We start from the raw sequence: 23,180 nt of genomic DNA on the forward strand, positions 1-23,180 counted from the left end.
TGTCTCGCGGACGCACCGCAACCGGCAAAACTCCGATGAGCTCGATTTCCGCTGCGCCGACGATGTCGCGCAACACCCCGCTGCTGTTGACCGCTTCGCTCGGCTGCGCGATGACCGTCCTCGACACGAACGTGGTCGGCATCGTGCTGCCCACCATCGCACGCGACCTCAACGCGTCGTTCGCCGATATCGAATGGGTGATCAGCGCCTACGTGCTGTGCTTCGCGTCGCTGCTGCTGCCGGCCGGCTCGATTGCCGACCGCTTCGGCCGCAAGCGCGTGTTTATCGTCGGCATTACGCTGTTCGCGCTTTCGTCGCTCGCCTGCGGCATGGCGCCGACCGCGCAGGCGCTCTACGTCGCGCGGGCGCTGCAGGGCGTCGGCGCCGCGTTTCAGCTGGCGCCCGCACTCGCGATCATCGGCCACGCATTTCACGGCGAAAACGAACGCGCTCGGGCGTGGGCCATCTGGGGCGGCATCATGGGGCTGACGATGGTCGTCTCGCCGCTGACCGGCGGCGTGATCAGCGCATATCTCGGCTGGCGCTGGGCGTTCAATATCAATGTGCCGATCTGCGCGGCGCTTGCCATCGCGGTGTTGAGGATTATTGAGGAATCGCGCGACCCAACGCCGCGCACGCTCGACTTTCCCGGCATCGGCCTCTTCGCAGCGGCGATGTTCGGCCTCACATGGGCACTGATTCTCGGGCCCGAGCGCGGCTGGACCAGTGAAGCGGTCGTGCTGCGCGCGCTCGCGGGCGTGGCTCTGTTCGCGCTCTTTGCGCTTGTCGAGCGCCGCCGCGCGCATCCGATGCTCGATCTCTCGCTATTTCGCGCGTGGCCGTTCGTCGGTGCGATCGTCGCGATGTTCGCGTATGCGGCCTGCGCACAGGTCATGGCGTCGCTGCTGCCGCTCTTTCTGCAGAATGCGCGCGGCGAAAGCGCGCTCGATGCGGGCGTCGGCATGCTGCCGTTCGCGCTCGCGATGCTGTTCCTGCCGATGGTCGGCCGCCGGCTCGGCAAAGTCCTCGCGTCGTATCAGATCCTGACGATCGGCCTGTTCGTGGTCGGCATCGGCAACGCGGTGATGAGCGTCGCCGCCCATTCCGGAGGCTTCGCGGTACTACTCGCGGGCATGGCGCTGCTCGGCAGCGGCGGTGGCCTGCTGAACGGGGAAACGCAAAAGGCGATTATGGGCACGGTGCCGCGCGACCGGGCGGGCATGGCGTCCGGCATCAGCACGACGTCGCGTTTCTCGGGCATTCTGCTCGGCTTTTCCGGCCTCGGCGCCGTGCTCGCGGTCAGCGTGCACGATGCAGTGCTACGTAATCTCGCCAACGCGAACGTGCCGGCCGAGCCAGGTTTCGTCGACCGCATCGTCGCGGGCGATTTCGAACGCGCCACACAGTTGTATCCGCCATCAGTCGTGCAAAGCGTCGTGCATCTGGCGCATACCGGCTACGGCGCGGGCTTCGGCAATGCGTTCCTGGTCGCGGCGGTGGTTGCACTCGCGGCCGCTATCATCGTGTTCTGCTCGATGCGACGCGGCGCGCGATAATGTCGTGCGCGCATCCGCGCGCTCACGACGACAATCGCGATGACACGATATGAAGTACTCGCCAATACAATGGCCGCGGAGATCCGCTCGGGGAGCCTCAAGGTAGGCGCGCGCATGCCTTCGCTGCGCCAGGTCATCGCGCAGCACGGCGTGAGCCAGTCCACGGTATTTCGCGCGTACTACCTGCTCGAAGAGTGGGGCTTGATACGCGCGCAGGAGCGCTCCGGCTACTACGTCGCGCCGGGCGCGGCGGTCGCGCAAGGCCATGCGCGGCAAGCCGCCAAAGCGCCCGCCGAACCGGCCAAGGTCGACATCAGCAATCTGGTTTTCTCGGTACTCGAAGCAGCCAAGCATCCGGGCATCGTGCCGCTCGGCTCCGCGTTTCCGTCGCCCCTGCTGTTTCCGCTTCAGCGCCTCGCCAGATCGCTTGGTCAATCGGCGCGTTTCGTGAGCCCATGGAGCACCGTCGCCGATCTTCCGCCGGGCAACGAGGCGCTGCGCAGCCAGATCGCGCTGCGCTACCTCGGCATGGGCATCGCGCAGCCCGCTGAAGAGCTGGTCGTCACCAACGGCGCGCTCGACGCGCTGAACCTGTGTCTGATGGCCGTTACGCGCCCAGGCGACGTCGTGGCGATCGAATCGCCGGGGTTTTATGCAGCGTTGCAGGCCATCGAACGGCTCGATTTGCGTGCCGTCGAAATTCCCGTCGACCCGCGTAGCGGACTCGATCTCGACGCACTCGAGCAGGCGCTAAAAAGCTATCCGATTCGCGCGTGCTGGTTCATGACGAACTTCCAGAACCCGACCGGCGTGACACTGACAGTTGAGAAAAAACGCGCGCTCGTCGAATTGCTCGATCGACATGACGTCCCGCTCATCGAAGACGACGTGTACGGCGAATTGCATTTTCAGGCCGATTATCCGTTGCCGGCGCGCGCATTCGACAAGCGCGGCATGGTCATGCACTGCAGTTCGTTCTCGAAGACGCTTGCGCCCGGCTACCGCATCGGCTGGGTCGCCGCGGGCAAATTCGCGGACAAGGTGCAAAAACTCAAACTGATGACCACGCTCTCGGCGAGTATTCCCGTGCAAGCGGGCCTTGCCGACTATCTGCAGCACGGCGGCTACGACCGCCATCTGCGCAAGCTGCGCTCGGCCTTGCTCGCGCAGCTCGCCAGCATGGATGCCGCGATCCGGCGCTGGATGCCGCCCGGCGTGAAATGGACGCGGCCCGATGGCGGCTATTTCGTATGGCTCGAATTTCCCGAGCCGATCGACGCAATGGAATTGCATCGGCTTGCCATCGAACACGGTATCAGCGTCGCGCCCGGTCCGATGTTTTCTGTCGCGCACGCGTTTGAAAACTGCATACGGCTCAATTTCGGCCATCCGTGGAACGCGAAGATCGACGACGCGCTGCGCGTGCTTGGCGAACTCGTGCGACGCGTGCCGGCACCGGCGTCCGCGCTTGCGAAGCAGCGGTGAAATCCCGCGCTTCTGCGCTTTACATCATTTCAGAAGGGGCCATTCCCATGTTCGAGGGCACTATTTCCACCAACCTGCCGAAGCCGGCCTTCTACGCCGAACTCGAACAACAGGCGCATGCGCTGTTAGCCGGTGAAACGAATCAGGTCGCCAACGCAGCGAATTTCGCGGCGTTGCTTTATCACACGATGCCGCAGCTGAACTGGGCCGGCTTCTATTTTCTGATCGACGGCGAACTGGTCGTCGGCCCGTTTCAAGGCAAACCGGCGTGCGTACGCATCGCGATCGGACGCGGCGTATGCGGTACAGCCGCTGCCACACGACAGACGCAAGTCGTGCCGGATGTGCATGCGTTCGCGGATCACATCGCATGCGATGCGGCATCGCAATCGGAAATCGTGATTCCCTTAGTCACACGAAACGGCGAACTGCTCGGTGTACTGGATCTGGATAGCCCCGTGCTCGCGCGTTTTAACGACGAAGACCGGAAGGGACTCGAAGCAGTCGCAAAGGTATTTGTCGAATCTGTCGACAGGTAACCGGAAGACGAAGGACACAAACCGCTCACTCAGACGCAAAGATCGAGCGGGGGCAAAACCAGCCCCGCTCCATGTTCAGGCATTTTCTATCGCGCTTCATTGACGGCCGCCTGGCTCACTGCCGTTCCCGCACCCGAATTACCGACCGACGGCGCGCGCGTCCCACCTTGCTGGGCGACCTTCGCTTCAGCGGCAAGAATATCCTCCGGGTAGTGCACGTTTTCACCGGCTGACGGGTCGTAACCCGCACGCACAAGCTGCGCGAGCTCCTCGTTCACTTGCGCGCGCGTCACCGACGATTGCGCAAACGACAAGGCTGGCACAGCCATCGCACCGGCTGCCAACGTCAGATAGATAAGCGTCTTCATGATCTGAATTCCTTGATTGGTCAAAAGGTCTTCGAAAACCGGAATCGAGCGCTTCGTATCAGCTACCAAAGTAGATGTTGCAGTAACTCACAGGACCGACACACGGCTTCTGACTGTTGGACGTATCGTTCGGCGTCATCGCCCGCTGGCCGCTCTGGCTCATGCCCGTCATACCGGGGCCTTCGCCAGTGCCCGTGTGTTGGGCGTTGTCGTTGCGCACCACCTGCTGCTGGCTGGTCGGATCGGCATCCGCGCGCGTGGTGTCCTGCGCGAAGGCGTTGGTGAAAACCGTCGTTGAAGCAAGGACGGCGGCAGACATCGTCAGCATCGCAAGCAACTTCATTTTCAGACTCCTTCAGTGATCACGGGGGAGTGGGATAAGCGGCGCCCACATTTGCATGAACATCGCCACCACGATCACTATTCCGGCGTCCGAAAATTATTTACTCGCCGCTGCAGCAGCGTTGTCTTTTTCGACGCTTTTTGTCTTGTTCGGATGTCCTTTCGTGATAGACCAACAAACGTTCTCCTGCAATTCGGAAAAAGTCACATGCGCCGCGTTCGATCGGAAATAAACGCGTTGCCATGCTGTTGCGCGTCGAGCATGAAGACGATGGACACATAAGTTGCGCGCGCAATGATGTATGCAGTGGCAGGGAAAGGAAGAATGCAGACAGAGAGTGCGCTTTTGAAACGCACTCGTCACAGGTTCATCCCGTTAAGGAAACTGTCATGTCCGTGCAGGCTCCTGTATCGAATCGCCGTCTGCTATCGTCTCCCGCATTCGCGCGCGCAGCCATCGCGTAGCTGCCTATGCGAGCCCACGCGCGCGAAGCAGCGCTGCTTACGAACCCCAGACCTGCATTTCGTCGATCGAATAGCCCCACGACGTCGCACGCTGCGTGCCGTACATACGCACATAGCGGCCGCTGCCCTTCAGGTTCGCGAGCGACACGTGACCCGAGCCTACGCCGCTCGACGTCGAGTAGATCGTCGTCCAGTTCGCGTTGTCGTTCGACGTCTGGATCTGATACGTCTTCGCGCCTGCATCCCAGTAGATATCGACGGCGGAAACCGTCTTCACTGCGCCGAGATCGACCGTAATCCACTGCGTACCCGCGGCGCTTCCCTCGATCGAATCCCAACGCGACGTGTTCGCCGTATTGCCGTCGAAGGCCTTGGCGGCCGTCAGGGTCGAGTTGTAGCTCGACGAGGCAGTGGCCGGCTTGCCTTGCGACAGCAGCGTCTGGCCCGGCGGCGTCGACGTGCTGGTGCCGCTCCAGTAGTTCGAACCGAGCTTCGCCTTGGTCGTGTCCGAGTTCACGCCGAATTGCGCCAGATTCCAGCGCTTGCCAGTGCTGATATCGGCGACGTACAACTGATAACCGCCTTGGGTCGTCGACGAGAAGAACACGTAGTTCGTGTTGTCGACCGGCGCCGGATCCGAGTTATTGCCCTTACAGTCGTTGATCGACAGCTGGTTCGGGGCGTCGCCCGGGTTGACCTTCGTGTAGATCTGATCGGCCTTGCCCGACGCGCTGTTCCAGCGCGCGTAAAACACCGTACCGTCGCCGCGCACCATCGGGTAGTAGGTCTCGAGGCCCGACGGCGTATCGAACGCAACCTTCTGATGCGTCGCAATCGTTTCCCTGTAGAGGCCCGACGCCGCGCCCACGCCCGTCGCGAAGTACACCGCACTGTTATCGGGCGACGGGAACGGCATCGAGCTTTCAATGCCCGGCGCCGTGTTCGTGATGTTGACAACGGACGTGAACTGCGGACCGCCGCTCGTGAACGACACCGTCGCTTCCATCACATCGCCGTTTTGCTTGAAGAACAGCTTGCTGCCGTCCTTGCTGAATTTCGGGTCTTCGTTGCGCGTCTGGCCCGTGCTGTTCGTCATGTTGATTGGCGCACTGTTCGAGCCGACCTGCCACATAAACACGTTCCACGCGTTGTTCGTCTCGCCCATGAATACAAGCCATTTACCATCCGGGCTGAACACCGCGTTCATCGGGTCCTTGATACCCCACGAGCTCTTTGACACTTGCGTCAAAGTATGCGCCGAGAAATCGTAGATGAAGATCTGGCTTGTGCCGTCACCGTAGCTGACGTAGCTGTGATACGCGAGCTTGCCGGTGAGCGTGGTCGGGAAAGTCGAATTCGATTGCGAGGCCGGGCTGTTGACACACGCTGCCTGGACCTGGCCTGCGAGGGCCGTGAGAACGAAACCAGCAGCAGCGAGACGGGGGGAGAGGGAAGGCAGTCGCAAAATTTAGGATTCCTATGATTAATGGCCGCTCTAGCCGAAGTGGCGCGGACGCGGTAAATCTGTCCGCCGTCCTTTTTCAAGGACAAAAGCTCCGCCACCTCGGGTGGATGCCGAGGAAAAAAACGCCAATTCGCTGAGTTGGCGAAGCTGGAGGAAAGAAGCTCAGGACTGCGTGCAGGGAAAAACTCGCACGCCGAACGTTCGTTTCTTTCGCGTTGGCAGGCTTCGATGAGCAGCCGCGTGGACTGCGAAACGAAACCTAATGACAGACAAATGAGCCTGGAGGATACCCTCTGTTGTCTTAAAAATAAAGACTCGGGAATGAAAAATGCGCTTGTCTATTCTGAAATTTTGACCGCACATCGCATGCCGTATGGGGTCGGAAGATAAACAATTACGTAGCACCCCTATTTATTTCTTTTGGGGGACAGCCCGCAAAACATCGCATCTTTTGTCGTGAAAACGGGCGTCTGTCTGCTAGAGTAAAACGTGATGAAAACGCAGGCACATGAGGTGAAAATGCCCATTCACATCCGTGCTTACCTCGCTTCCGTTTCCGACGGGTTATTGCGTCGCGTTCGTTCCCCGCTTGATCGCTCGCGTTCGGACAGCGCCGAATGTGTGAGTCTCGACCTCAGTGAACCCCGACCACGAACGTCAAATGACAAGGATCGATCTGACAAAATAATCATCCCACCTATTGCGATGGGGTTCGCAATACCTGGTGGTACACATCATACGATTGACAACGGCCCTTTTTCAGAATCTGCTTCAGAGTCGATTGATCAGAACAATAACGCGGCCGCGTGGATAGGGTTGGGTGTCGCGCTCAGCGCATTCGCGCTGGTGTTCGGCGGGTATGTGGCAATAGCAGGAATGGGGAATCCCGCGGTGCGTCGAGCGGAAGCGCTCATGCCGCGCGTGATAGGCATGACGTGGCTGCCCGGCGATCTCGCGGCATACCCTGAAATCGCGGCATCGGCCACGTTAGCGGTAGCGCAGCCCGCGTCGGAAGCTGCTCCGCTCGCCGAGGCGTCGCCGCGGCCCACAGAGAAGAAACAAAATGCCGCAGCGGCGCCGCCAGCGCGCGAACGTGCGCGCACGACGCAATCGGCGGCTCGTCGCGAGCCCGCCTTGCGCGCGGCCAACGCGTGCACGAGCGCAAATCAGCGCGGATGCGTGCGTAAGTATGCGACGAAGGCTCCGGCAGTCGATCCGTTCCATGGCGCGGGCAACGGCCCGCGCCGCGTGCAACGCGACTTCGATCAGCCGATGCAGTGGAACAGCGAAACGGCCAACACGATCGCGCCGCACAATTCGAATATTTACCAGCATCACTGACCGGTCATTCGACGGTGACCGATTTCGCGAGGTTGCGCGGTTTGTCGACGTCGGTTCCGCGCATGCACGCGACGTGATAGGCGAGCAACTGGAACGCTATGACGTGCAGCACCGGCGACAGCGGACCGTAATACGCAGGCATCCGGATCACGCGCACCCCGGGCGAACTCGACAATTGCGTGTCCGCATCGGCAATCACATAGAGCTGCCCACCTCGCGCATGCACTTCCTGGATATTCGATTTCAGCTTGTCCAGCAGCCCATCGTTCGGTGCCGAGACGATTACCGGCATCGCATCGGTCACGAGCGCCAGCGGCCCGTGCTTGAGTTCGCCCGCAGGGTAGCCTTCGGCATGGATATACGAGATCTCCTTGAGTTTCAACGCGCCCTCTAGCGCGATCGGGAAATGCAGACCTCGCCCGAGAAAAAGCGCATTCTCCTTTCGATACAACTCCTCCGCCCAGGCCATGATCTGCGGCTCGCGCGCAAGCACGCTGCGCAACGCATCGGGCAGGCCCGCGAGTTGGCGCAAATAGGCAACCGCTTCTTCGTCGCTGATCCGCCCGCGGCGCCTGCCAATCGTCAGTGCGAGCAGAAACAGCGCGGCAAGCTGCGTCGTAAACGCCTTCGTCGAAGCGACACCGATTTCCGGGCCCGCCTGCGTCACGAACGCCCATCTGCTTTGCCGCACCATCGCGCTCGCCGCGACGTTACAGATGGTCAGCGTCAGCGCTTCGCCCATCGACTGCGCGTAACGCAGCGCGGCAAGCGTATCGGCCGTCTCGCCTGATTGCGAGATCGGCACGACAAGCGTGCCGCGCTCTTTCACATGATCGCGATAGCGGAACTCGCTCGATATCTCCGCATGCGCGGAGATGCCCGCGAGATGCTCGAACCAGCCGCGCGCGGTCAATGCCGCATAGTGGCTCGTGCCGCAACCCAGCATCAGCACACGTTCGACGCCCGCCAGCATCTCAGGCGCCACGGTACCGAACGGCTCCGTATCGAGAGAATGCACATGTCCGGCAGTCCGCGCGACCGCAAGCGGTTGCTCGAAAATCTCCTTTTGCATGTAATGACGATAGGCGCCCAGCTCCGCGTCGTCCGCCTTCGAGACGACCGAGCGAATCTCGCGAGCGACTTCATGGCCGTCCGGATCGATGACGCGTACTTCGCTGTGCACGATATCGGCGATGTCGCCGTCTTCGAGGTAGATAAAGCGCCGCGCGCAATTGGCGAGCGCGAAGGTATCCGATGCGAGAAACGCGCTGTCGTCGCCGAGTCCGACGACGAGCGGCGAGCCCTGCCGCGCGCCGATCACGCGCCGCGGCTCGTCGCGGCAGATGACGGCAATTGCATACGCCCCGCGCAGCACGCGCGTCGTGTTATGCACGGCTGCGAGAAGATCGCCGCAATAGTGGCTATGAACCAGGTGAGCAATGACTTCGGTATCGGTCTGGCTGTTGAACTCATATCCTTGCGCGCGCAACGATTCACGCAATTCCTCGTAGTTTTCGATGATGCCGTTATGCACGACCGCGATCTGGTCACGCGAAAAAATCGGATGGGCATTGTCGATCGCCGGCACGCCATGCGTGGCCCAGCGCGTATGCGCGACACCGGTCGAGCCGTCGAGCGCTTCGGCGGCCACGTCCGTCTCGAGCGCCCGAACGCGTGCCAGCGTGCGGACGCGCCGTGCCGAGCCCTGCTGAAGCACCGCGACGCCGCACGAGTCATAGCCGCGGTATTCGAGGCGCTTCAAACCGTCCAGCAACATCGGCACGATATTGCGCTGGGTCACTCCTGCCACGATTCCACACATATCCACCTCCACTGAAACCGTTCTCTATTTAATCTGACCGCTTGGATTGCACTGCTTGCTTACCTCCGTTCCCGGCAAGGGTTTGAACTGTCATTGCGCGGCGCGCACGACGCATCGATCGGCCGGTCCCGCCGCGATCTGCTTCTGCGTGCTGAAATTCGCCTCGCGCAAACCGTCCGGCGACAGCGATACGAAATGCACCGAATCGCCGTTGGCAATTCCTGTCACGCCTGTATTGCCCCACGCGAACGGCGCGCGCTGCGTGCCGCGCAGCGTGATGTGATCGCCTTCCACGCCAAGCGTCATCAGCCGGCCATCCTGCGTCGGCACGAAAACCGCGTTGCCTTCCACGGCCACGCTGCTTTCACGCACGAGCGCAGGCAGGCAATTGAGTTCCGCGGTACGGCGTCCCTTGCTGTCGACGAGAAATGCAACGGCGCGCCCGTTATCGAGTGTTGCAAGCACCACGAACCTGTCGACAGCCGGCACGTAGGCCGCGGCATAGACGTAGTACTGAACACGGTATGGATCGACGCCTTCTTCGGTGCGCGTGATCTTGCCGGTACGCGGGTCAAGCACGGCATATTGCAGCGATGCGATCGTGCTGCCCGGAATGTACTTTTGCCAGACAAGCAGCGCCTGCGTCGGCGAACCCGCGACGACCGGCCACCATTCGCGCACATGCGCCGCGACGTTGACGTGTCGCAAGAAGCGGCCACGCCCGTCATAGACATTCGCATAGACGCCGCCGCCGGTGCCGAGATTGTCGACGCCGCCGCCGTTCACCCAGTCTGCTGAATAGAACACGACAAACTGTTCCCCGACCGAGGCCACGTGCCCTGAATGTCCGCCGGACTCGACATCTTTCGGGTAAGGCTTGATCGGCTTGAGGTTTTGCGAGTACACGCCGTAGCGCTGGCTTACGTTGCGCGGCGCGTTCCAGCCGTCTTCAAACGTGATGAAAATCGTGCCCTTGGTGTTCTGCGCAACCGATACGGGCTCCTGCGCTTCCGGCCGCTTGATGAACGTACGTGTATTCGTCAGACGCGCGCCACCGGGTTCCCATTGCCCGACATAGACGTCGTGCGGCCAGTTGCCGTTGCGATTCGCACCGTGCGGCGGCAAACCCGAACTGCTGAAGAACACCCAGGTCTTGCCGTCGCCCGCGTCGGCCTGGCCGATACCGTGCATAAAGCTACGCTCGTCGCGCACGCCGGGCGCGGGCACGGCCATCACCGCACCGACCGGCGCCACGAACGAATTCGTTGCGGGTGCAACGGTCGGCTTCACGGTCGACTTTGCATCGGGAGTAGCCGCGGACGCGGCCACAGTCGCGGCTACGGGCGCTTGCGCGCTGCCCGCCGTAGCCGCATATAACGACATCGTCACAAAACCGATGCCCATTAGCGCTTTTAGCGTCCCACGCATGACGCGTGCGACAAAAATATGCTTTTCGTTAGGTCTCACTTGCGCCGCTCCGAAAGGTCCGGCGGCATCAGCCCCGCGATGTCCTGCAGACCATGCCGCATTCTGAGTCGATAAAGCGTGATGCGTGATATGTCGAGTTCTTCTGCCACTTCGTTCGACCGGTTACCGTGCGCAAGCAGCGCGGAGAGCAAACAGTTGCGCTCCGCCTCGTCGCGCGCATCGGCAAGCGTCAACGCGCGTCGCGCCGGCGGTTCCGCGAGGCCCAGATCGACCGCGCGGATATAAGCGCCATCCGCCATCACGATCGCGCGCCTGACCCGGTTCGCGAGTTCCCTCACGTTGCCTGGCCAGTCGTGCAGCAGCATGGCGCGCAAAGCGGATGGCGTAAAGCCGTGAATCCGTGACTTTCGTTCGCCCGCGTACAGACCCAGCAAATGAAACGCGAGCAAATGGATATCGGTGCTTCGTTCGCGCAATGGCGGCACATCGATACGAAGTACGCAAAGCCGGTGGTAGAGATCGAAACGGAATGACTGGCTGCTGACCGCGGCTTCGAGATCGACATGAGTGGCCGAAATGATGCGTACGTCGAGCGGAATGGACACGTCGCTGCCGAGCCGTTGAATCGTGCCGTCCTGAGCGAAACGCAGCAGCGTCGCCTGGCATTCGAGCGGCAAGTCGCCGATTTCGTCGAGGAACAGCGTGCCGCCGTTGGCCGCCTCGATGTGGCCGATCTTGCGGCGCTCGGCATCGGTGAACGCACCACGCTCGTGGCCGAACAGTTCGCTTTGCACGAGCGTCGGCGGAATGGCGCAGCAGTTGATTGCGATGAACGGTCCATTCGCGCGGGACGATGCGTCATGTACCGCGCGCGCGGTCAGTTCCTTGCCGCTGCCCGATTCGCCGGCGATAAAAAGCGGCGCCTGCGTATAGGCGACCTTCTGTATTTCACGTTGCATCGCCAGCATCGGTTCGCTGCGCCCGATCATGGCTTGATCGCCCGATAGCGGAGGCGCGTAAGGAACGCCCCGCACGAGCGACGCAAGGCGCAACGCGCGGCGCAATGCAGACTCGACGACATCGAACGCATATGGCAAAAACACGTAATCGAGGCAGTAGCACCCGATCAACTCGCGCGTTGCGGCACGCCGCAACTGGTTCGTCGTGACGGCCGCAATCCAGTGCACCTGCGGTGCGCCGAGGCAATGCTCGACGATGCTGCCTATTGCGCCGAACTGCGGGCCGAACTGCGCCCCGGACGGCGAGCCCGATGGCGCGGCGGGCTGCTCGTCGCCGAGCTCGAGCAGGCCCACCGTCGGCGCCGTCGCATGCCGCATCGTGCGCTCGAGTTCGTGCGCACTGCCGACGAGCCCGACCGACCATCCCGCTTCGCGTAGACGCTCGCACAGGTTCGGGTCATGTGCAGCCGACGCATACACGAGCGACGGCGCATCACGGTTCCTCTTCGGCACAACCTCGTCCTCCTCAACGATGCGTTCCTTCGCAGATCTGCGAAAGAACGCGTTCGGTTCGCGTCGAGCTGTCTGCGCGCACAATCATGCTTATGCGCAACGCGTGCAAACGTACGATGAAACTCCGTTCCGCCGCCGCGTGTTCGCCGCGCGCGCTCAACATCTCACGAGCAAAGCACCATGAATCGAGACAAGCTGCTTGCCCCTGCCCAGATGAAGCATGCGTCCGAACCCCTCATGTCCGGCCTGTCGACAGCGTCCGGCATGCGCTTCGGTGACTACGACAGCGTGCTTACGCAACTGTCGCGCCGCCTGCACCTGCTCGAACGCGTCGACGACTTCGTTTGCATCGACCTGCACGCCGGCCAGGTGGTGTGCGACTGCAACGAAGTCTTTCATCACGTGTACTTCCCCCTCACCGCGCGCCTCGCGCACGAATGCATCCTCGATGACGGCCGTTCGATCGAACTCGTCACGATCGGCCGCAGCGGCTTCGCGGGCTGGCCCGTCGTCATGCGCACAGGATCGATGCCGTTTCGCACGATCGTTACGGCATCGGGCACGGCGTTTCGCTGCAGCGAAGCGGCGCTGCTCGCGTGCCTGAAAGAAGAGCCGTGGGTCGAAGCGCGCATGCTCCAGTACGTGGAACAGGTGTTCGCCGAAATGTCGCAAATGGCCGCGTGTACGCGGCTCCATTCCATCGAACAGCAGGTTGCATGCCGTCTGCTGATGCTTGCGGACAGCTGCCGCGGTTCGCGCATCGAAACGTCGGCCGTGTCGCTATCGCGCGCACTCGGCGTGACTGCGCGCTCGGTGCGCTCCGCGCTGCACGCGTTGGGCGTCGCGGGCATCGTAAGCCACGATCGCCACGGCGTGCTGATCCAGCAGCGCGCAGCGCTCGAGCAGCGCTCATGCGAGTGTTATCGCGTACTCAAAGCTCTGTATCGGTCATCGGACGACTCCCCATCACATAGCGAACCCGGATCGGCATATTGACCGGCATACGCGGTCCCTCGTGGACCGTGTCGTACCAGCGCAGCGCAGCCGGGTCCGCACCGATCGGCACATCGGCCGGTCCTTCGTCGTCGCCTTCCACCTCCGGCTCCGACATCGCGCGCAATGCCGCGATAAATCCGTTGGCATCGTGCGAAGCGATGAAAACGCGTGCGACCGCGCCCCGGCATTTGAGCGAAGCGGCCGCGAACGGCCCCGGTTCGACGGTCAGGCCTGCGGTGCGCCGCAACAGCCGCTGCATGCGGGAACGCGACGCGAACGGGTGAGCGACGCGCGACACGATCATCCACACCACCAGTGCGGCCGCAATCGTCCCGATCGCCGCCATATACGAGAGCAATTGCTCGAGCGGCAATTCGCTCTCATTGAACGGCATCAGATAGCGATACGTGTAGACGCCGATCGCGGCCCACAACGATCCCACTGTTGCAGGACGTATCAGGCGGAACCACACGACCTGCAGCAAACCTAGCTTGACTCCTTTATCCGCGATGATCTGTTGGGGCGTGCGTAGCGACAGGTCGATGACAGGGGCGTTATTCATGCTGGATTCCTCGGTCTGGGCTAGTCCATACCGCACGCTTGCCACGGCGGCGCAGGACGATGGAAGGCAAGGCAACGACGGTGGTGATCATGTTGATAAGCCAGAAAGCAAGCGGGTACCACACGGTGTCCATGAAATAGAACAGCAGCTTTTCGTCGTACTGGCGATCGATCATGCAGCCGATAATCAGCTGCAACACGCAGGTCGCGACGAGCAGCATGCCGTGCCAGTGCGGTAAGAGCGAGATATGCCAGTCGGCCGGTAACGGCACGAGCATGTTGACGAGGCCGAGCAGCATGACGAATGTCATTGAATACGCCCATGCGATACCGAGCAGATATTCGAGGAAGAGCGGCCACATCATGATCATCGAAGGCTTGGCGATTTGCGGCGCGTATTTGAGCAGCACCTGAATACCGCCTTTGGCCCAACGCAGGCGCTGGCGATAGAGGCCCCTCAGCGTCTCGGGCATCAGAATCCAGCTCAATGCGTGCGGCTCGTAAGCGACACGCCAGTCGCGCGTCTGCAGCTTCCAGCTGATGTCGATGTCCTCGGTCAGCATGTCCGAGCTCCAGTAGCCGACATCGGCCAGCGCGCTCTTGCGAAACATCGTGATCACGCCGGACACTGTAAAAATTCGCCCGTATACCTGCTGCGTGCGCTTGATCAGCCCGACGATCGACGAAAACTCCCCCACCTGCATGCGTCCGAGCAGCGAGGTACGCGTGCGAATGCGCGGATTGCCGGTTACCGCGCCGACGTTCGGATCGGAAATGAAATGCTCGAGCATCCATTCGATCGCGTCGCGGCCCAGCAACGAATCGCCGTCGATGCACATTAGATACGGCGCATCGCTAACCGTCGCCGCCGTCGTCAGGCCGATCGCCTTCCCTTCGTTCTTCGAATGATGGATCACCGTCAGGCGTGGGATCTCCTTGGCGAGTTCGTTGAGAATCGCACCGGTCCCGTCCTTGCTGCCGTCGTTCACCGCGATGATGTCGTAGTTCGCGTAGTTCAGATTCGCGAGGTGATAGATCACACGCCGCACGTTCGATTCTTCGTTGAAGCACGGCACGATCACCGACACCTTCGGCATACCGGCTGCCACCAGCGCCCGATGCGAGCGGGCACGTCCCTTCTCCAGCGCCAGGTAGTGAACCAACCCTCCGATCATCCAGAAATACGACATGAAGAATGGGTAGAAGAAAATGAAATCCTGCAGACGGCTGATCATATCGTGCGTCATCAGCGGGTCACTCCTTTAGCCTGTTGCGCCTGAAGGAGCGCATTGATCGAAGTCGGATCGAGCCGCGCGCGCAGCGACATGACGTCGACCATCGTTTGCAACTGCGGTGTGTCGGTGGCGAAGCGGTCGGTGTAGTAGCCAAAATTCACGACACCGCGCTGACGTAAATAGCGCAGCTCCGCCAGCAGCTTCTCGGTCGGAACGTCGGCGCCCGTTTGCGGATCGACCACCGGTAACTGGAACACGGTCTGCCGCAAGGCATTCGGTACCGCCGAAGTGACATCCGCGAGCGCGTCGAGCCGGCTGTTGACACTGCCGCCGTAGCGCTCGCCGCTCGGCAACGCGAGCAACGCGACGAAATCGTAGGCGCGCAGGTACGCCTCATAGCTCTGCGAGTAGCGTGCTGGCCCATTCGGATCGAGCAACACGTCCGCGTAAAGATCGCGCGAGGTCAGCACATCGCCGCCGTTCTGGCTGTCGAGCACGATCTTCTCGATTTCCGCGGAAAAGTCGACCAGTTCTTTGGTCTTCGCCTGAGTCCAGCGCTTCATCAAATCCGGGTTTGCGCGGATCGTACCGATATCGGCAGGCAGTCCCCACTGTTGAAACGTTTGCGCGGCATGGCGGCCGGCGTCCTCGTAATCGTCGAGCATCGCATCTCCGCCGAACAGCAGACCGGAAAACGCGCTGTACTTGCCGAGATCCGCATAGATATCGCGAATCATCGCGCGACCGGCCGGGTCGAACGGGCTCAAGCGTTCGATCCTCGCGCCGCGCCGGTCGGCCGGCGCGCCCGCGGCAGCCGTCACGAACTCGATCTTGCCCGCCTGTTGCGCAGGCAAACGGAATGCAAGCAACGGCATCCACGCGTACACCTGCACGTTCGCGCGAGTACTCAACTGCCATGCAGCACGCGAGAACAGATCGGCCCGCATCGGCAGGTGACGGTTCGGGAAGTACAGCGCTTCCGCGACTCCCGTATTATTCGGATCCGAATACGCCTGCAGATAGACTGAACTCGGCTGCATCCGGTAGATCCGTTCGATCAGTTGGCCCAGCTTCTTTTCGCCGCCATCGGGTTCGTACACATCGTCGAGACTCACGCGCACGACCCGCTCGACCGGGTTGACCTGACCGCGGTTGGTCGCCGGCTCACGCATCGACCGTTCGAATCCGCCGACGTCGACGTCATACGTCATCAGAATCCGGCGTAGACGGTCGAGCGGTACATCAGGCGTATTCGGCCCGGCTTCGAGGCTGAACTGCGTTTGCATGCCAAGCGACGTCGAAATTGTCCGCACCGCATGGTTCTCGGCGCCATACGGCCAAACCATCGAGCGCACCGTGACGCCCGCATGATCGTGTAAGCGGCGCAGGCATCCAGCCAGATCGTTTTGCACGCGCGCTTCGAATTCCTCATCGGTTTCGTAGCGCTTCTGATCCTGCAAATACAGGTGAGAGGTCGCAGCAGGCAACTCGTTGCCCTGCGGGTTTGCGACCGCGCCGTGATGCAGGTCGTGCGTATGCGATGCGAGCTCGACGAACGGCGACTTCGACAACTGCGCGACCTCGTCCCATGACATGAACGTGTCTCTCGGCACTTCGAGCTTGGCGGAAAGACGGATCTTCTGGTTAGGCGGCGTATCGGTCCACGCTGTCACGATGCCCATCACCGCCGGAAAGCGGAAACGCTCGAGCAGCGGCAAGACCTTCGTGTAGTGGCTGCGAAAGCCGTCGTCGAACGTCAGCATCACCGAGCGGGGCTGCAACGGCTTTCCACCGGAACGCGACTCTACGACGTCCTTGACCGTGATCGGGTGGTAACCATTGTTCTGCAGCCACGAGAAAATCGATGTCAACGTGCCTGTGTCGACCGCATACGGGTCGATCATGTTCTGCGAGTTGAACGAAGACAGCAGGTTGTCCCGAATATCGTGAAAACAGATCACCCTGAAGGTTTTGCCATCGGCCGGATCCGATGGCGGGAGTATGTCGATCAATTTCGCTGGCGCCAGCTTTGGAAATAACGAACAACCTGCCAATGCTCCAAGACAACCACAGATAAATCGTCTGCGCGACTGCATCGTCGAACCCCCAAAAACGTTAGAACGGTACGGTGACCAATGCGTATGCGGTTTCTGATAGTTCCTGCTCTCCGTCATAGGCATGCCGGCCGATGCCGATGCCATAAGTCAAGGTAATGTCGTGGCTGAACGTCCACGCATGTTCGATCCGCGCGGCCCAAAAGCCGCTTGTGCCGAACCCCCGTTGGTTATAGGCACCTCCTGATATGTAAAAACGTTGCAGCAATGAACGCTCCCCGCTTCTCCATACAGACCATTGATGCACGATCCCAAGCTCGCCTGAATAGTCGCGCGACGGGCTGAAGTAAGGGGTGTTCGTGAGCGTGTTGCTGCTCGTGCCTAAGTGCAGCGTCCCATTGATCTGCTGATTCGGCAGTGTTAAGAGGCGCTGCGATCCGTTGGCCGAGATCTCCTGGTGGAAGTTCTCGTCGCTATAGCGGCCGACCGTATAGCCGATGTCCGCAGTACGCCGGTCGCCGTCCGTATAGCTGAACCCGACCTGCCCGGTGCGCCCAAAGATATGACTGACGTAAGCCTTCGACGGCAATTCGTTCGAATCGCTATCGAAGCCGGCCGTCGCCTTGAAGAAGTCGTTGAACACATATTCGACCTCGCCGTTACCCCCGGTTCGTCCATCGGGACCCGTCGAGCGCGATACCTCAGCCTGCACGGTCAACGGCCCTTGACGAAAATCACCGCCGACACCATTGCGGATACGTTGCAGCCTGCCCAGATCGGTCAGTGCCCACAGATAGTAGTTGTGAGCGAAGATACGCCAGAAATCGTAGATCGGCGGTGAATAGACGTACGTATCTGCACTGAATTCTTCATCGGCAATCGCAGCCGCGCCGTGCTCGGCGTTTAGCGTCGTTGAAAACGTCGGTGCACGCCACGCGTTGTAATCGCGCTTGAAGTTTCTCACCGAGCCGTTCTCGGGGAACGTGTCGTCGAACGCCGCATTGATCTGCGTTGCGTTCCGATAGTCGCCGGTATTGAGCGAGGTACGGCCGAGGCCTGCCAGTGCCTCGATATTGTCCGGGTGATCGTTAAGAGCGGCCACATACATATCTTTCGCAAGACGGTTGCGGCCTTTGCCGAGTTCCGCGTCGGCTTCTGCGTTACGCACTTCCGCGCTAAATGGCACCTGCTGCTTGAGACGATCGAGCTCAGCGAGACCCGCATCTGTCTGACCAACATAAATCAGATACTGCGCACGCAACCGGTTGAGCCTCAGATAATCGTCGTTGGCAAGATCCCAAGGCCTCACCTGGCTGGGCGGCGGCAACGATGCGCTGATTTCATCGAGCACCTTGCCGGCCTCGACGAATTTGTTCTGATCGGTCAACGAGTAGAACAGTCCCTCGCGCAAATCGATCGGACGGGTGCGCGAGCCGTATTGATAGCCGCGTGTGGCCGGATCGGCACTCGCCGCGGTTTCCTGCTCAATTGCACGGCGATAGGCGACTTCCGCCTTGGCGAGCTCGTTCACGTAGCTATATGCTTCGCCCGCCGAAGCAAGTGCTTCGACGGAGACGGGCTGATTTGCAGGGATCGACTCATATGACGATATGGCCTTTTCCATTTCGCCGCGTCCGGCGTAGGCCACCGTGCGATCGCCTGCGAGCGAGTAACGGACTTGCTGATACTCAGGCGTATTCGGCAGACTCGCTTCGAGATTGTCCGCAGCCTTGAGCGCAGTGTCGAGTCCATCAAAACGATCGGGGCTGGTCATAGCACGCGCTTTATCGCGTCCGCCTCTAACCTGCTGACGAATGGAAAGTTCTTCAAGCTGTGCAATATCTACTGGAGTGAAGATATCGGGCCTTGCCTTGGCCTCCTCAAGCGCTTGAATCGCACCCCCCCCTGTCGCCAGACCGAACACTTCCGTACGTATCGTGCTGGCGGATTGCGTGCCGCCCGCGCGCGCTGAAGGAGGCGTCGTTGCTGGCGCGGATGCAGGCGCGGGTGCTTGCGCAGCAGGCGGCTGTTGACCCGGCGCCGCAGGTGTTGACGTTGAGGAAGGCTCCATCGATGGTTGCGTTTTCGATTCAGGCGTTTGTTCAGCCGGTTGCTGAGCTTGCTGGACCGATTGTGCGATTGTCGAGGTGCGCGGCGTGATGGCCTGCGCTTCCGCGACATCGTTAGGCTCGCGTGCACCTCCATTCTCCGTCTCGACTGCGGAACACATCGACGAAAGAAACAGCAGCATAACGGGCGCACATGTCACTAGCGAGATGCAGTTGGCCGGATGAGACCGCTTCGGCTGGGCAAGCACTGCATAAAGACGCTTTTTTTGAGCGTTCACGATATGTCCTTAACGTTGAGTGCATTGTTCTGAAGGACTGCTTTTTTGAAGAGGTCGAGCCCGTGCACGTCAAGCGACATCTATGCCATTGCATAACCATCACGCGACACGCGAGATGAAATGGGATCGACAGTCATTTCGCGATGCTTGCGTTTCATCTGCGATACAACCCCGAGGTATGCGATTTACCTTGGCATTCAAAGGCCCCGCACGAAAACTTGCCGATAAGGACGATACGGAAACAGCGCACAGACTCACGCATGTCGTGCGTGTTACTGACGAAGATCCTGTGCGGTCGAGCGCACGCTGCCGCAAGCGTTCCGCTGCCAAAGGCCGTCAAACGTACTATCTTTGACGCGCCTGAACATCTCCGATCGCTTCACCGCGTGCAAGCTTCGCCGGGCTTTCTCAGACGTGTCGAAGATGTTTCATTTTTGATTCATGGTTATGTTCGCAACACGAAGCGCATGCGCAAATCGTTTCATCCGCGCAAAACGGAAACCTTTCGTTACAAGGATGCATGGCGAAAGATCAGCCGTTATCGATGAATGATACGTATCCCTGAATAATAGAAAGCAATTTTTTCTGCCGCTTTTACATTGCGTTTTGTAGTCCCTGTTCGTTATGCTTTCCTTTCCACGATCCGAGGAGGTCGTCATGCGTGCTGTCATAAATACAAGCAAAGACCAAGGTTCAACGCTGGCGGGACGGGTGTACTCGCTGGCCATCATCGCTGTTGCGTTATGCGGTTCCGCTACTGCCGCCGCGCAAGACGCTGCGTCCGCACCGGCTGCGTCGACAATCGCCGCATCGTCGCCGGAAGCGGCCGGCGCATCGGGCTCCAACTCCGAAGCACAAGAAATGCTGTACTACGTGTGCGGCCAGGCAGGTTTCGAAAAAACCGTGACTTCGCCTGACCCGAAGCATCCGTTCAATCTCGGTATCACGTTCGTCGCCCAACAGAACGGGGCGCCGCTTTCGGACGTCGCGGTTCGTCTGCGGCGGCATGGAAGAGTGTTGATGGATTTCGTCGCGGGCGGGCCACGCTGCCTGTTCTCTGTGCCTTCGGCAAGCTATCGTATTGAAGGCACCTATCGTGGTGAGATGAAGTTCGAAATTGTCGAAACAGGAACGTTTGATACGCAGATCAAGTGGTAATTCGCGCCTTGTGCACCGATGGTGTCGCCTATGCGCCTCCATCGTCGCACAGGGGTTTTCGCCTCTCGTTTACAGGTCGTACGCGCGTCCGTTCACAAGAAGAAGCAACTGCGTTGTCCCGGCCTGGCCGGGACAAGACTCGCCTGTTGCCGCCGTGATGCGCTAGCCTGCCGGAGCAAGATCGTGAGTACCGACAGACTTTCATCAGACACACCGACACTAAGCAACGTGAAAACCGGACCGAAAGCTGCAACGCCTGCCGCTAACGCGAGCGCATCCGCGCCGCGGCAGCCTATGCTCTTCCGCTGGATTTCATGGGGACCGGGCAGCAGCGCGGCACTGAGCATGGTGTGCTTCGTAGCGATTCTCGGCGCGGTCATCGGCTTTCAACATTCCGGATCCAGACAGGCGGCTCGCGAGGACGCGCCGCAACAGGCCAGCGCGCAGAACATGCGCGATCAGCATGCACGCAGCGGCAACGACGCGTCGGCAAGCAGCGCGCCGGCAGTAGCGATGCCGGTTGCCACGCAGAGCGCCGCGATGCCCACCGCCACCGTCGACGCATCGCTGGCGCGTGCGCGCGCGTGCGCGGCTTCATCGCACTGGAACTGCGTGCTCGACGCCGCGAGTGGCGTGCTCGCGATCCAGGAAGGCAATACGGAAGCGCAGTCATTACTGCAACGAGCGATCGTCCAGGGTGGCTGGGCAACCGAAACATCATCGATCGCGCATGAAACAGCCAAGGCAGCGAGCGGTGCGGCGGCACCCGCGGCGCGATCCCATGCGCGGCGGCATTGGCACACGGCGGCGCGCCGCAACAAGTCGTCGGAAGACGACGAATAGCCGAAGCGCCCGCAGTCTCGCGCGCAGCCCTCTCGCTGCGCGCCGCCATCCGTTTTAGTAGAATCGGACGACATTGCACGCCGCCGTCTTTCGACGAGGCGCCCCGCACGCAGCAACGCCGGGCGCAGCGTCGCCGCGTCGCGTGCACACTCCCGAACCACTACAACAGAACACATGCGGCGCTTATGGATTTGTTAAGCCGTCTTCTTTCGCTGATGCCAGTCAGCGGCCGGCTCGAAATACGCTGCCACTTCGGCGCACCGTGGGCCATCGAGGAAGAAACCGCCGGCATGCGCGAGATTCCCTATCACGTGCTGCTCTCGGGCACCGCGGTCGTCGAGGACGGCAATGGGCCCCCCGAGCGCATCGGGGCCGGCGATATCGTGCTGTTTCCCACGGGTAGCGCGCATCGCATTCATGATGGCAGCGGCATGTCGCCGAAGCCGGCCATCGAACGGCGGAACGAATCGCTGCTGATCGTCGAGAGTGGCGCCCCGGGGGTCACCGCGGATCTGCTATGCGGGCGTTTTCTGGTCGGCGCCGTGCCGGACCGTCTATTGCGCGATCACTTGCCCGGACGGCTCGTCGTGCATAGCACACCACAACATGCGCCCGCGGGCGAGGACACGAACCGGAAGGCCGCATCGCCGAGCGCCGGCACACGTCTCACGCGGCTCATCGAACTGATGCGCGAAGAAGCCACCGATCAGGGCCCGGGCAGCGAGACGCTCGTCAACCATCTGTCCGCCGCGCTATTCGGCCTCACACTGCGTTTTGCCACCGAAACATCGGCGCCGCCGCACGGATTGCTCGCGCTTGCAGGGCGGCCGCGCCTGCAGCCGGCAATCATCGCGATGTTTGACAAGCCTGGCGAACCATGGACGCTCGATCAGTTCGCCGCGCTGTGCAACATGTCGCGCGCGACCTTCGTGCGTCAGTTCCAGGAAGCGATCGGCCGCTCGGCAACCGATGTGCTGACCGAAGTTCGCATGACGGTCGCGGGCCGTCTGCTGATGCAAACGACGCGGCCGGTAGCAGAAATCGGCGAGACAGTCGGCTATCAATCGGATGCCGCGTTCCAGCGTATTTTCAAGCGGCACACGGGCATCACGCCCGCACGTTGGCGCACATCGGGCGGCAATGTACAGGCGCGACAAACCGATGAAGCGGAGATGGACAGCGCCGAGTCATGATGCCAGCGCATGGGTCGTCGTCGATATGTCGTCTACGACCCGAGCGCAGCGCCCATAGATCGTCATCGAGTGCATTGATCCGATCGAGCATGCAAATGATCCGTTACGCGGTTCACGCGGATACAGCGCGCACCTAAAGTGAAGTCAGGCCGTCGCCAAGGTGACGGCAACTCACTGACTTGCGGTAACGCGCTTGCGCCCGAACCGGATGACGAACGCCATGAACTCGATCACGATCTACACGCGGCAGGACTGCGAATGCTGCACGGCTGCCAAAGCGCTTCTGAAACGCAAAGGCGTACGCCTCCACGAAATCAGCATTGCCGGCACGCACGGATCGGCGGTTGCGCTATGGCAACGCGACGTGCAGCGCACGGTGCCGCAGATTTACATCGGCACGTATCACGTCGGCGGCTTCGACGATCTGCAGGCGCTCGACGCATCGGGCCGCCTCGATACGCTGCTCGAACGCGAAGCGGTGCTGTAATGGCCACGCCGTCCGCACCGCGA

Annotated in this window: 20 protein-coding genes; 10 read left to right on the forward strand and 10 right to left on the reverse strand. The window is 61.1% G+C overall.

The genetic code is table 11. The features are described from left to right. Nucleotides 1-35 precede the first annotated feature (35 nt). Genes ACYPXD_RS10255 through ACYPXD_RS10265 form a run of 3 tightly spaced genes read left to right on the forward strand, consistent with a single transcriptional unit; the run spans nt 36 to nt 3,580 of the window. The gene (locus tag ACYPXD_RS10255; RefSeq protein WP_459710457.1) at nt 36-1,556 is read left to right on the forward strand and encodes an MFS transporter; all 1,521 of its coding nucleotides are present in this window, start codon (nt 36-38) and stop codon (nt 1,554-1,556) included. Between the two features lie 39 nt (nt 1,557-1,595). Next, a complete protein-coding gene (locus tag ACYPXD_RS10260; protein WP_459710459.1) occupies nt 1,596-3,041 on the forward strand; it encodes an aminotransferase-like domain-containing protein in 1,446 nt (481 codons plus the stop codon). Between the two features lie 47 nt (nt 3,042-3,088). Further along, nucleotides 3,089-3,580: a GAF domain-containing protein gene (locus ACYPXD_RS10265; RefSeq protein WP_459710461.1), complete on the forward strand. Its 492-nt coding sequence runs from the start codon at nt 3,089-3,091 to the stop codon at nt 3,578-3,580. Between the two features lie 86 nt (nt 3,581-3,666). On the opposite strand, the gene ACYPXD_RS10270 is transcribed toward ACYPXD_RS10265, so the two are convergent. From ACYPXD_RS10270 to ACYPXD_RS10280, 3 genes are all read right to left on the reverse strand, one after another. Continuing rightward, nucleotides 3,667-3,948: a DUF4148 domain-containing protein gene (locus tag ACYPXD_RS10270; protein WP_459710463.1), complete on the reverse strand. Its 282-nt coding sequence runs from the start codon at nt 3,946-3,948 to the stop codon at nt 3,667-3,669. Between the two features lie 58 nt (nt 3,949-4,006). Further along, on the reverse strand, nt 4,007-4,291 hold the full coding sequence (locus ACYPXD_RS10275; RefSeq protein WP_459710465.1) for a DUF4148 domain-containing protein: 285 nt from the start codon (nt 4,289-4,291) through the stop codon (nt 4,007-4,009). Between the two features lie 501 nt (nt 4,292-4,792). After that, complete coding sequence (locus ACYPXD_RS10280; RefSeq protein ID WP_459710467.1) at nt 4,793-6,220, reverse strand: discoidin domain-containing protein; 1,428 nt, start codon at nt 6,218-6,220, stop codon at nt 4,793-4,795. A 492-nt stretch (nt 6,221-6,712) separates the two neighbouring features. Here ACYPXD_RS10280 and ACYPXD_RS10285 point away from each other — a divergent pair, with 492 nt between their 5' ends. Beyond that, entirely contained in the window at nt 6,713-7,561 is an 849-nt protein-coding gene (locus tag ACYPXD_RS10285) for a hypothetical protein (protein ID WP_459710469.1), read from the forward strand. Nucleotides 7,562-7,565: 4 nt separating this feature from the next. Here ACYPXD_RS10285 and glmS read toward each other — a convergent pair whose 3' ends face one another. The 3 genes from glmS to ACYPXD_RS10300 form a co-directional block, all read right to left on the reverse strand. Beyond that, nucleotides 7,566-9,383, reverse strand: coding sequence for a glutamine--fructose-6-phosphate transaminase (isomerizing) (gene glmS / locus ACYPXD_RS10290; protein ID WP_459710471.1), 1,818 nt, complete (start codon nt 9,381-9,383; stop codon nt 7,566-7,568). Nucleotides 9,384-9,473: 90 nt separating this feature from the next. Beyond that, on the reverse strand, nt 9,474-10,766 hold the full coding sequence (locus tag ACYPXD_RS10295; protein WP_459711437.1) for a hypothetical protein: 1,293 nt from the start codon (nt 10,764-10,766) through the stop codon (nt 9,474-9,476). Between the two features lie 80 nt (nt 10,767-10,846). Further along, nucleotides 10,847-12,283, reverse strand: coding sequence for a sigma-54 dependent transcriptional regulator (locus ACYPXD_RS10300; protein ID WP_459710474.1), 1,437 nt, complete (start codon nt 12,281-12,283; stop codon nt 10,847-10,849). Between the two features lie 180 nt (nt 12,284-12,463). Between ACYPXD_RS10300 and ACYPXD_RS10305 the strand changes: the two genes are divergently transcribed. Beyond that, nucleotides 12,464-13,279, forward strand: coding sequence for a Crp/Fnr family transcriptional regulator (locus ACYPXD_RS10305; RefSeq protein ID WP_459710476.1), 816 nt, complete (start codon nt 12,464-12,466; stop codon nt 13,277-13,279). Here the strand turns inward: ACYPXD_RS10305 and ACYPXD_RS10310 are convergent. From ACYPXD_RS10310 to ACYPXD_RS10325, 4 genes are read right to left on the reverse strand one after another with little or no spacing between them, the layout of a single operon-like run. Then, nucleotides 13,215-13,841 carry a Biofilm PGA synthesis auxiliary protein PgaD gene (locus ACYPXD_RS10310; protein ID WP_459710478.1) on the reverse strand — a complete coding sequence of 209 codons (627 nt, stop codon included), beginning with the start codon at nt 13,839-13,841 and terminating at the stop codon, nt 13,215-13,217. The two genes, ACYPXD_RS10305 and ACYPXD_RS10310, sit on opposite strands and share 65 nt — an antisense overlap. Then, nucleotides 13,834-15,090, reverse strand: coding sequence for a poly-beta-1,6-N-acetyl-D-glucosamine synthase (pgaC, locus tag ACYPXD_RS10315; RefSeq protein ID WP_459711439.1), 1,257 nt, complete (start codon nt 15,088-15,090; stop codon nt 13,834-13,836). Before pgaC ends, ACYPXD_RS10310 begins: the two co-directional genes overlap by 8 nt. Next, nucleotides 15,087-17,171: a poly-beta-1,6-N-acetyl-D-glucosamine N-deacetylase PgaB gene (gene pgaB / locus ACYPXD_RS10320; protein WP_459710480.1), complete on the reverse strand. Its 2,085-nt coding sequence runs from the start codon at nt 17,169-17,171 to the stop codon at nt 15,087-15,089. The genes pgaC and pgaB overlap by 4 nt, the downstream gene beginning before the upstream one ends. Before the next feature lie 19 nt (nt 17,172-17,190). After that, nucleotides 17,191-19,476 carry a PgaA family protein gene (locus ACYPXD_RS10325; protein ID WP_459710483.1) on the reverse strand — a complete coding sequence of 762 codons (2,286 nt, stop codon included), beginning with the start codon at nt 19,474-19,476 and terminating at the stop codon, nt 17,191-17,193. Between the two features lie 269 nt (nt 19,477-19,745). On the opposite strand from ACYPXD_RS10325, the gene ACYPXD_RS10330 reads away from it, so the two are divergent. The 5 genes from ACYPXD_RS10330 (at nt 19,746) to ACYPXD_RS10350 (ending at nt 23,157) form a co-directional block, all read left to right on the forward strand. Then, entirely contained in the window at nt 19,746-20,024 is a 279-nt protein-coding gene (locus tag ACYPXD_RS10330) for a hypothetical protein (protein WP_459710485.1), read from the forward strand. A 109-nt stretch (nt 20,025-20,133) separates the two neighbouring features. Further along, the gene (locus tag ACYPXD_RS10335) at nt 20,134-20,634 is read left to right on the forward strand and encodes a hypothetical protein (RefSeq protein WP_459710487.1); all 501 of its coding nucleotides are present in this window, start codon (nt 20,134-20,136) and stop codon (nt 20,632-20,634) included. A gap of 345 nt (nt 20,635-20,979) precedes the next feature. Beyond that, nucleotides 20,980-21,477, forward strand: coding sequence for a hypothetical protein (locus tag ACYPXD_RS10340; RefSeq protein ID WP_459710489.1), 498 nt, complete (start codon nt 20,980-20,982; stop codon nt 21,475-21,477). 185 nt (nt 21,478-21,662) lie between these two features. Continuing rightward, the gene (locus tag ACYPXD_RS10345) at nt 21,663-22,670 is read left to right on the forward strand and encodes a cupin domain-containing protein (protein WP_459710491.1); all 1,008 of its coding nucleotides are present in this window, start codon (nt 21,663-21,665) and stop codon (nt 22,668-22,670) included. A 220-nt stretch (nt 22,671-22,890) separates the two neighbouring features. Then, on the forward strand, nt 22,891-23,157 hold the full coding sequence (locus ACYPXD_RS10350) for a glutaredoxin domain-containing protein (RefSeq protein WP_459710493.1): 267 nt from the start codon (nt 22,891-22,893) through the stop codon (nt 23,155-23,157). Nucleotides 23,158-23,180: the final 23 nt, after the last annotated feature.

Source organism: Paraburkholderia sp. 2C (genome assembly GCF_054589215.1).

Excerpts from the sequence above, each read along its gene's own strand:
- ACYPXD_RS10255 (WP_459710457.1), top strand. The coding sequence starts at position 36 with ATGAGCTCGATTTCCGCTGCGCCGACGATGTCGCGCAACACCCCGCTG.
- ACYPXD_RS10260 (WP_459710459.1), top strand. The coding sequence starts at position 1,596 with ATGACACGATATGAAGTACTCGCCAATACAATGGCCGCGGAGATCCGC.
- ACYPXD_RS10265 (WP_459710461.1), top strand. The coding sequence starts at position 3,089 with ATGTTCGAGGGCACTATTTCCACCAACCTGCCGAAGCCGGCCTTCTAC.
- ACYPXD_RS10270 (WP_459710463.1), bottom strand. The coding sequence starts at position 3,948 with ATGAAGACGCTTATCTATCTGACGTTGGCAGCCGGTGCGATGGCTGTG.
- ACYPXD_RS10275 (WP_459710465.1), bottom strand. The coding sequence starts at position 4,291 with ATGAAGTTGCTTGCGATGCTGACGATGTCTGCCGCCGTCCTTGCTTCA.
- ACYPXD_RS10285 (WP_459710469.1), top strand. The coding sequence starts at position 6,713 with ATGAAAACGCAGGCACATGAGGTGAAAATGCCCATTCACATCCGTGCT.
- glmS (WP_459710471.1), bottom strand. The coding sequence starts at position 9,383 with ATGTGTGGAATCGTGGCAGGAGTGACCCAGCGCAATATCGTGCCGATG.
- ACYPXD_RS10295 (WP_459711437.1), bottom strand. The coding sequence starts at position 10,766 with ATGTCGTTATATGCGGCTACGGCGGGCAGCGCGCAAGCGCCCGTAGCC.
- ACYPXD_RS10305 (WP_459710476.1), top strand. The coding sequence starts at position 12,464 with ATGAATCGAGACAAGCTGCTTGCCCCTGCCCAGATGAAGCATGCGTCC.
- ACYPXD_RS10310 (WP_459710478.1), bottom strand. The coding sequence starts at position 13,841 with ATGAATAACGCCCCTGTCATCGACCTGTCGCTACGCACGCCCCAACAG.
- pgaB (WP_459710480.1), bottom strand. The coding sequence starts at position 17,171 with ATGCAGTCGCGCAGACGATTTATCTGTGGTTGTCTTGGAGCATTGGCA.
- ACYPXD_RS10335 (WP_459710487.1), top strand. The coding sequence starts at position 20,134 with ATGCGTGCTGTCATAAATACAAGCAAAGACCAAGGTTCAACGCTGGCG.
- ACYPXD_RS10340 (WP_459710489.1), top strand. The coding sequence starts at position 20,980 with ATGGTGTGCTTCGTAGCGATTCTCGGCGCGGTCATCGGCTTTCAACAT.
- ACYPXD_RS10345 (WP_459710491.1), top strand. The coding sequence starts at position 21,663 with ATGGATTTGTTAAGCCGTCTTCTTTCGCTGATGCCAGTCAGCGGCCGG.
- ACYPXD_RS10350 (WP_459710493.1), top strand. The coding sequence starts at position 22,891 with ATGAACTCGATCACGATCTACACGCGGCAGGACTGCGAATGCTGCACG.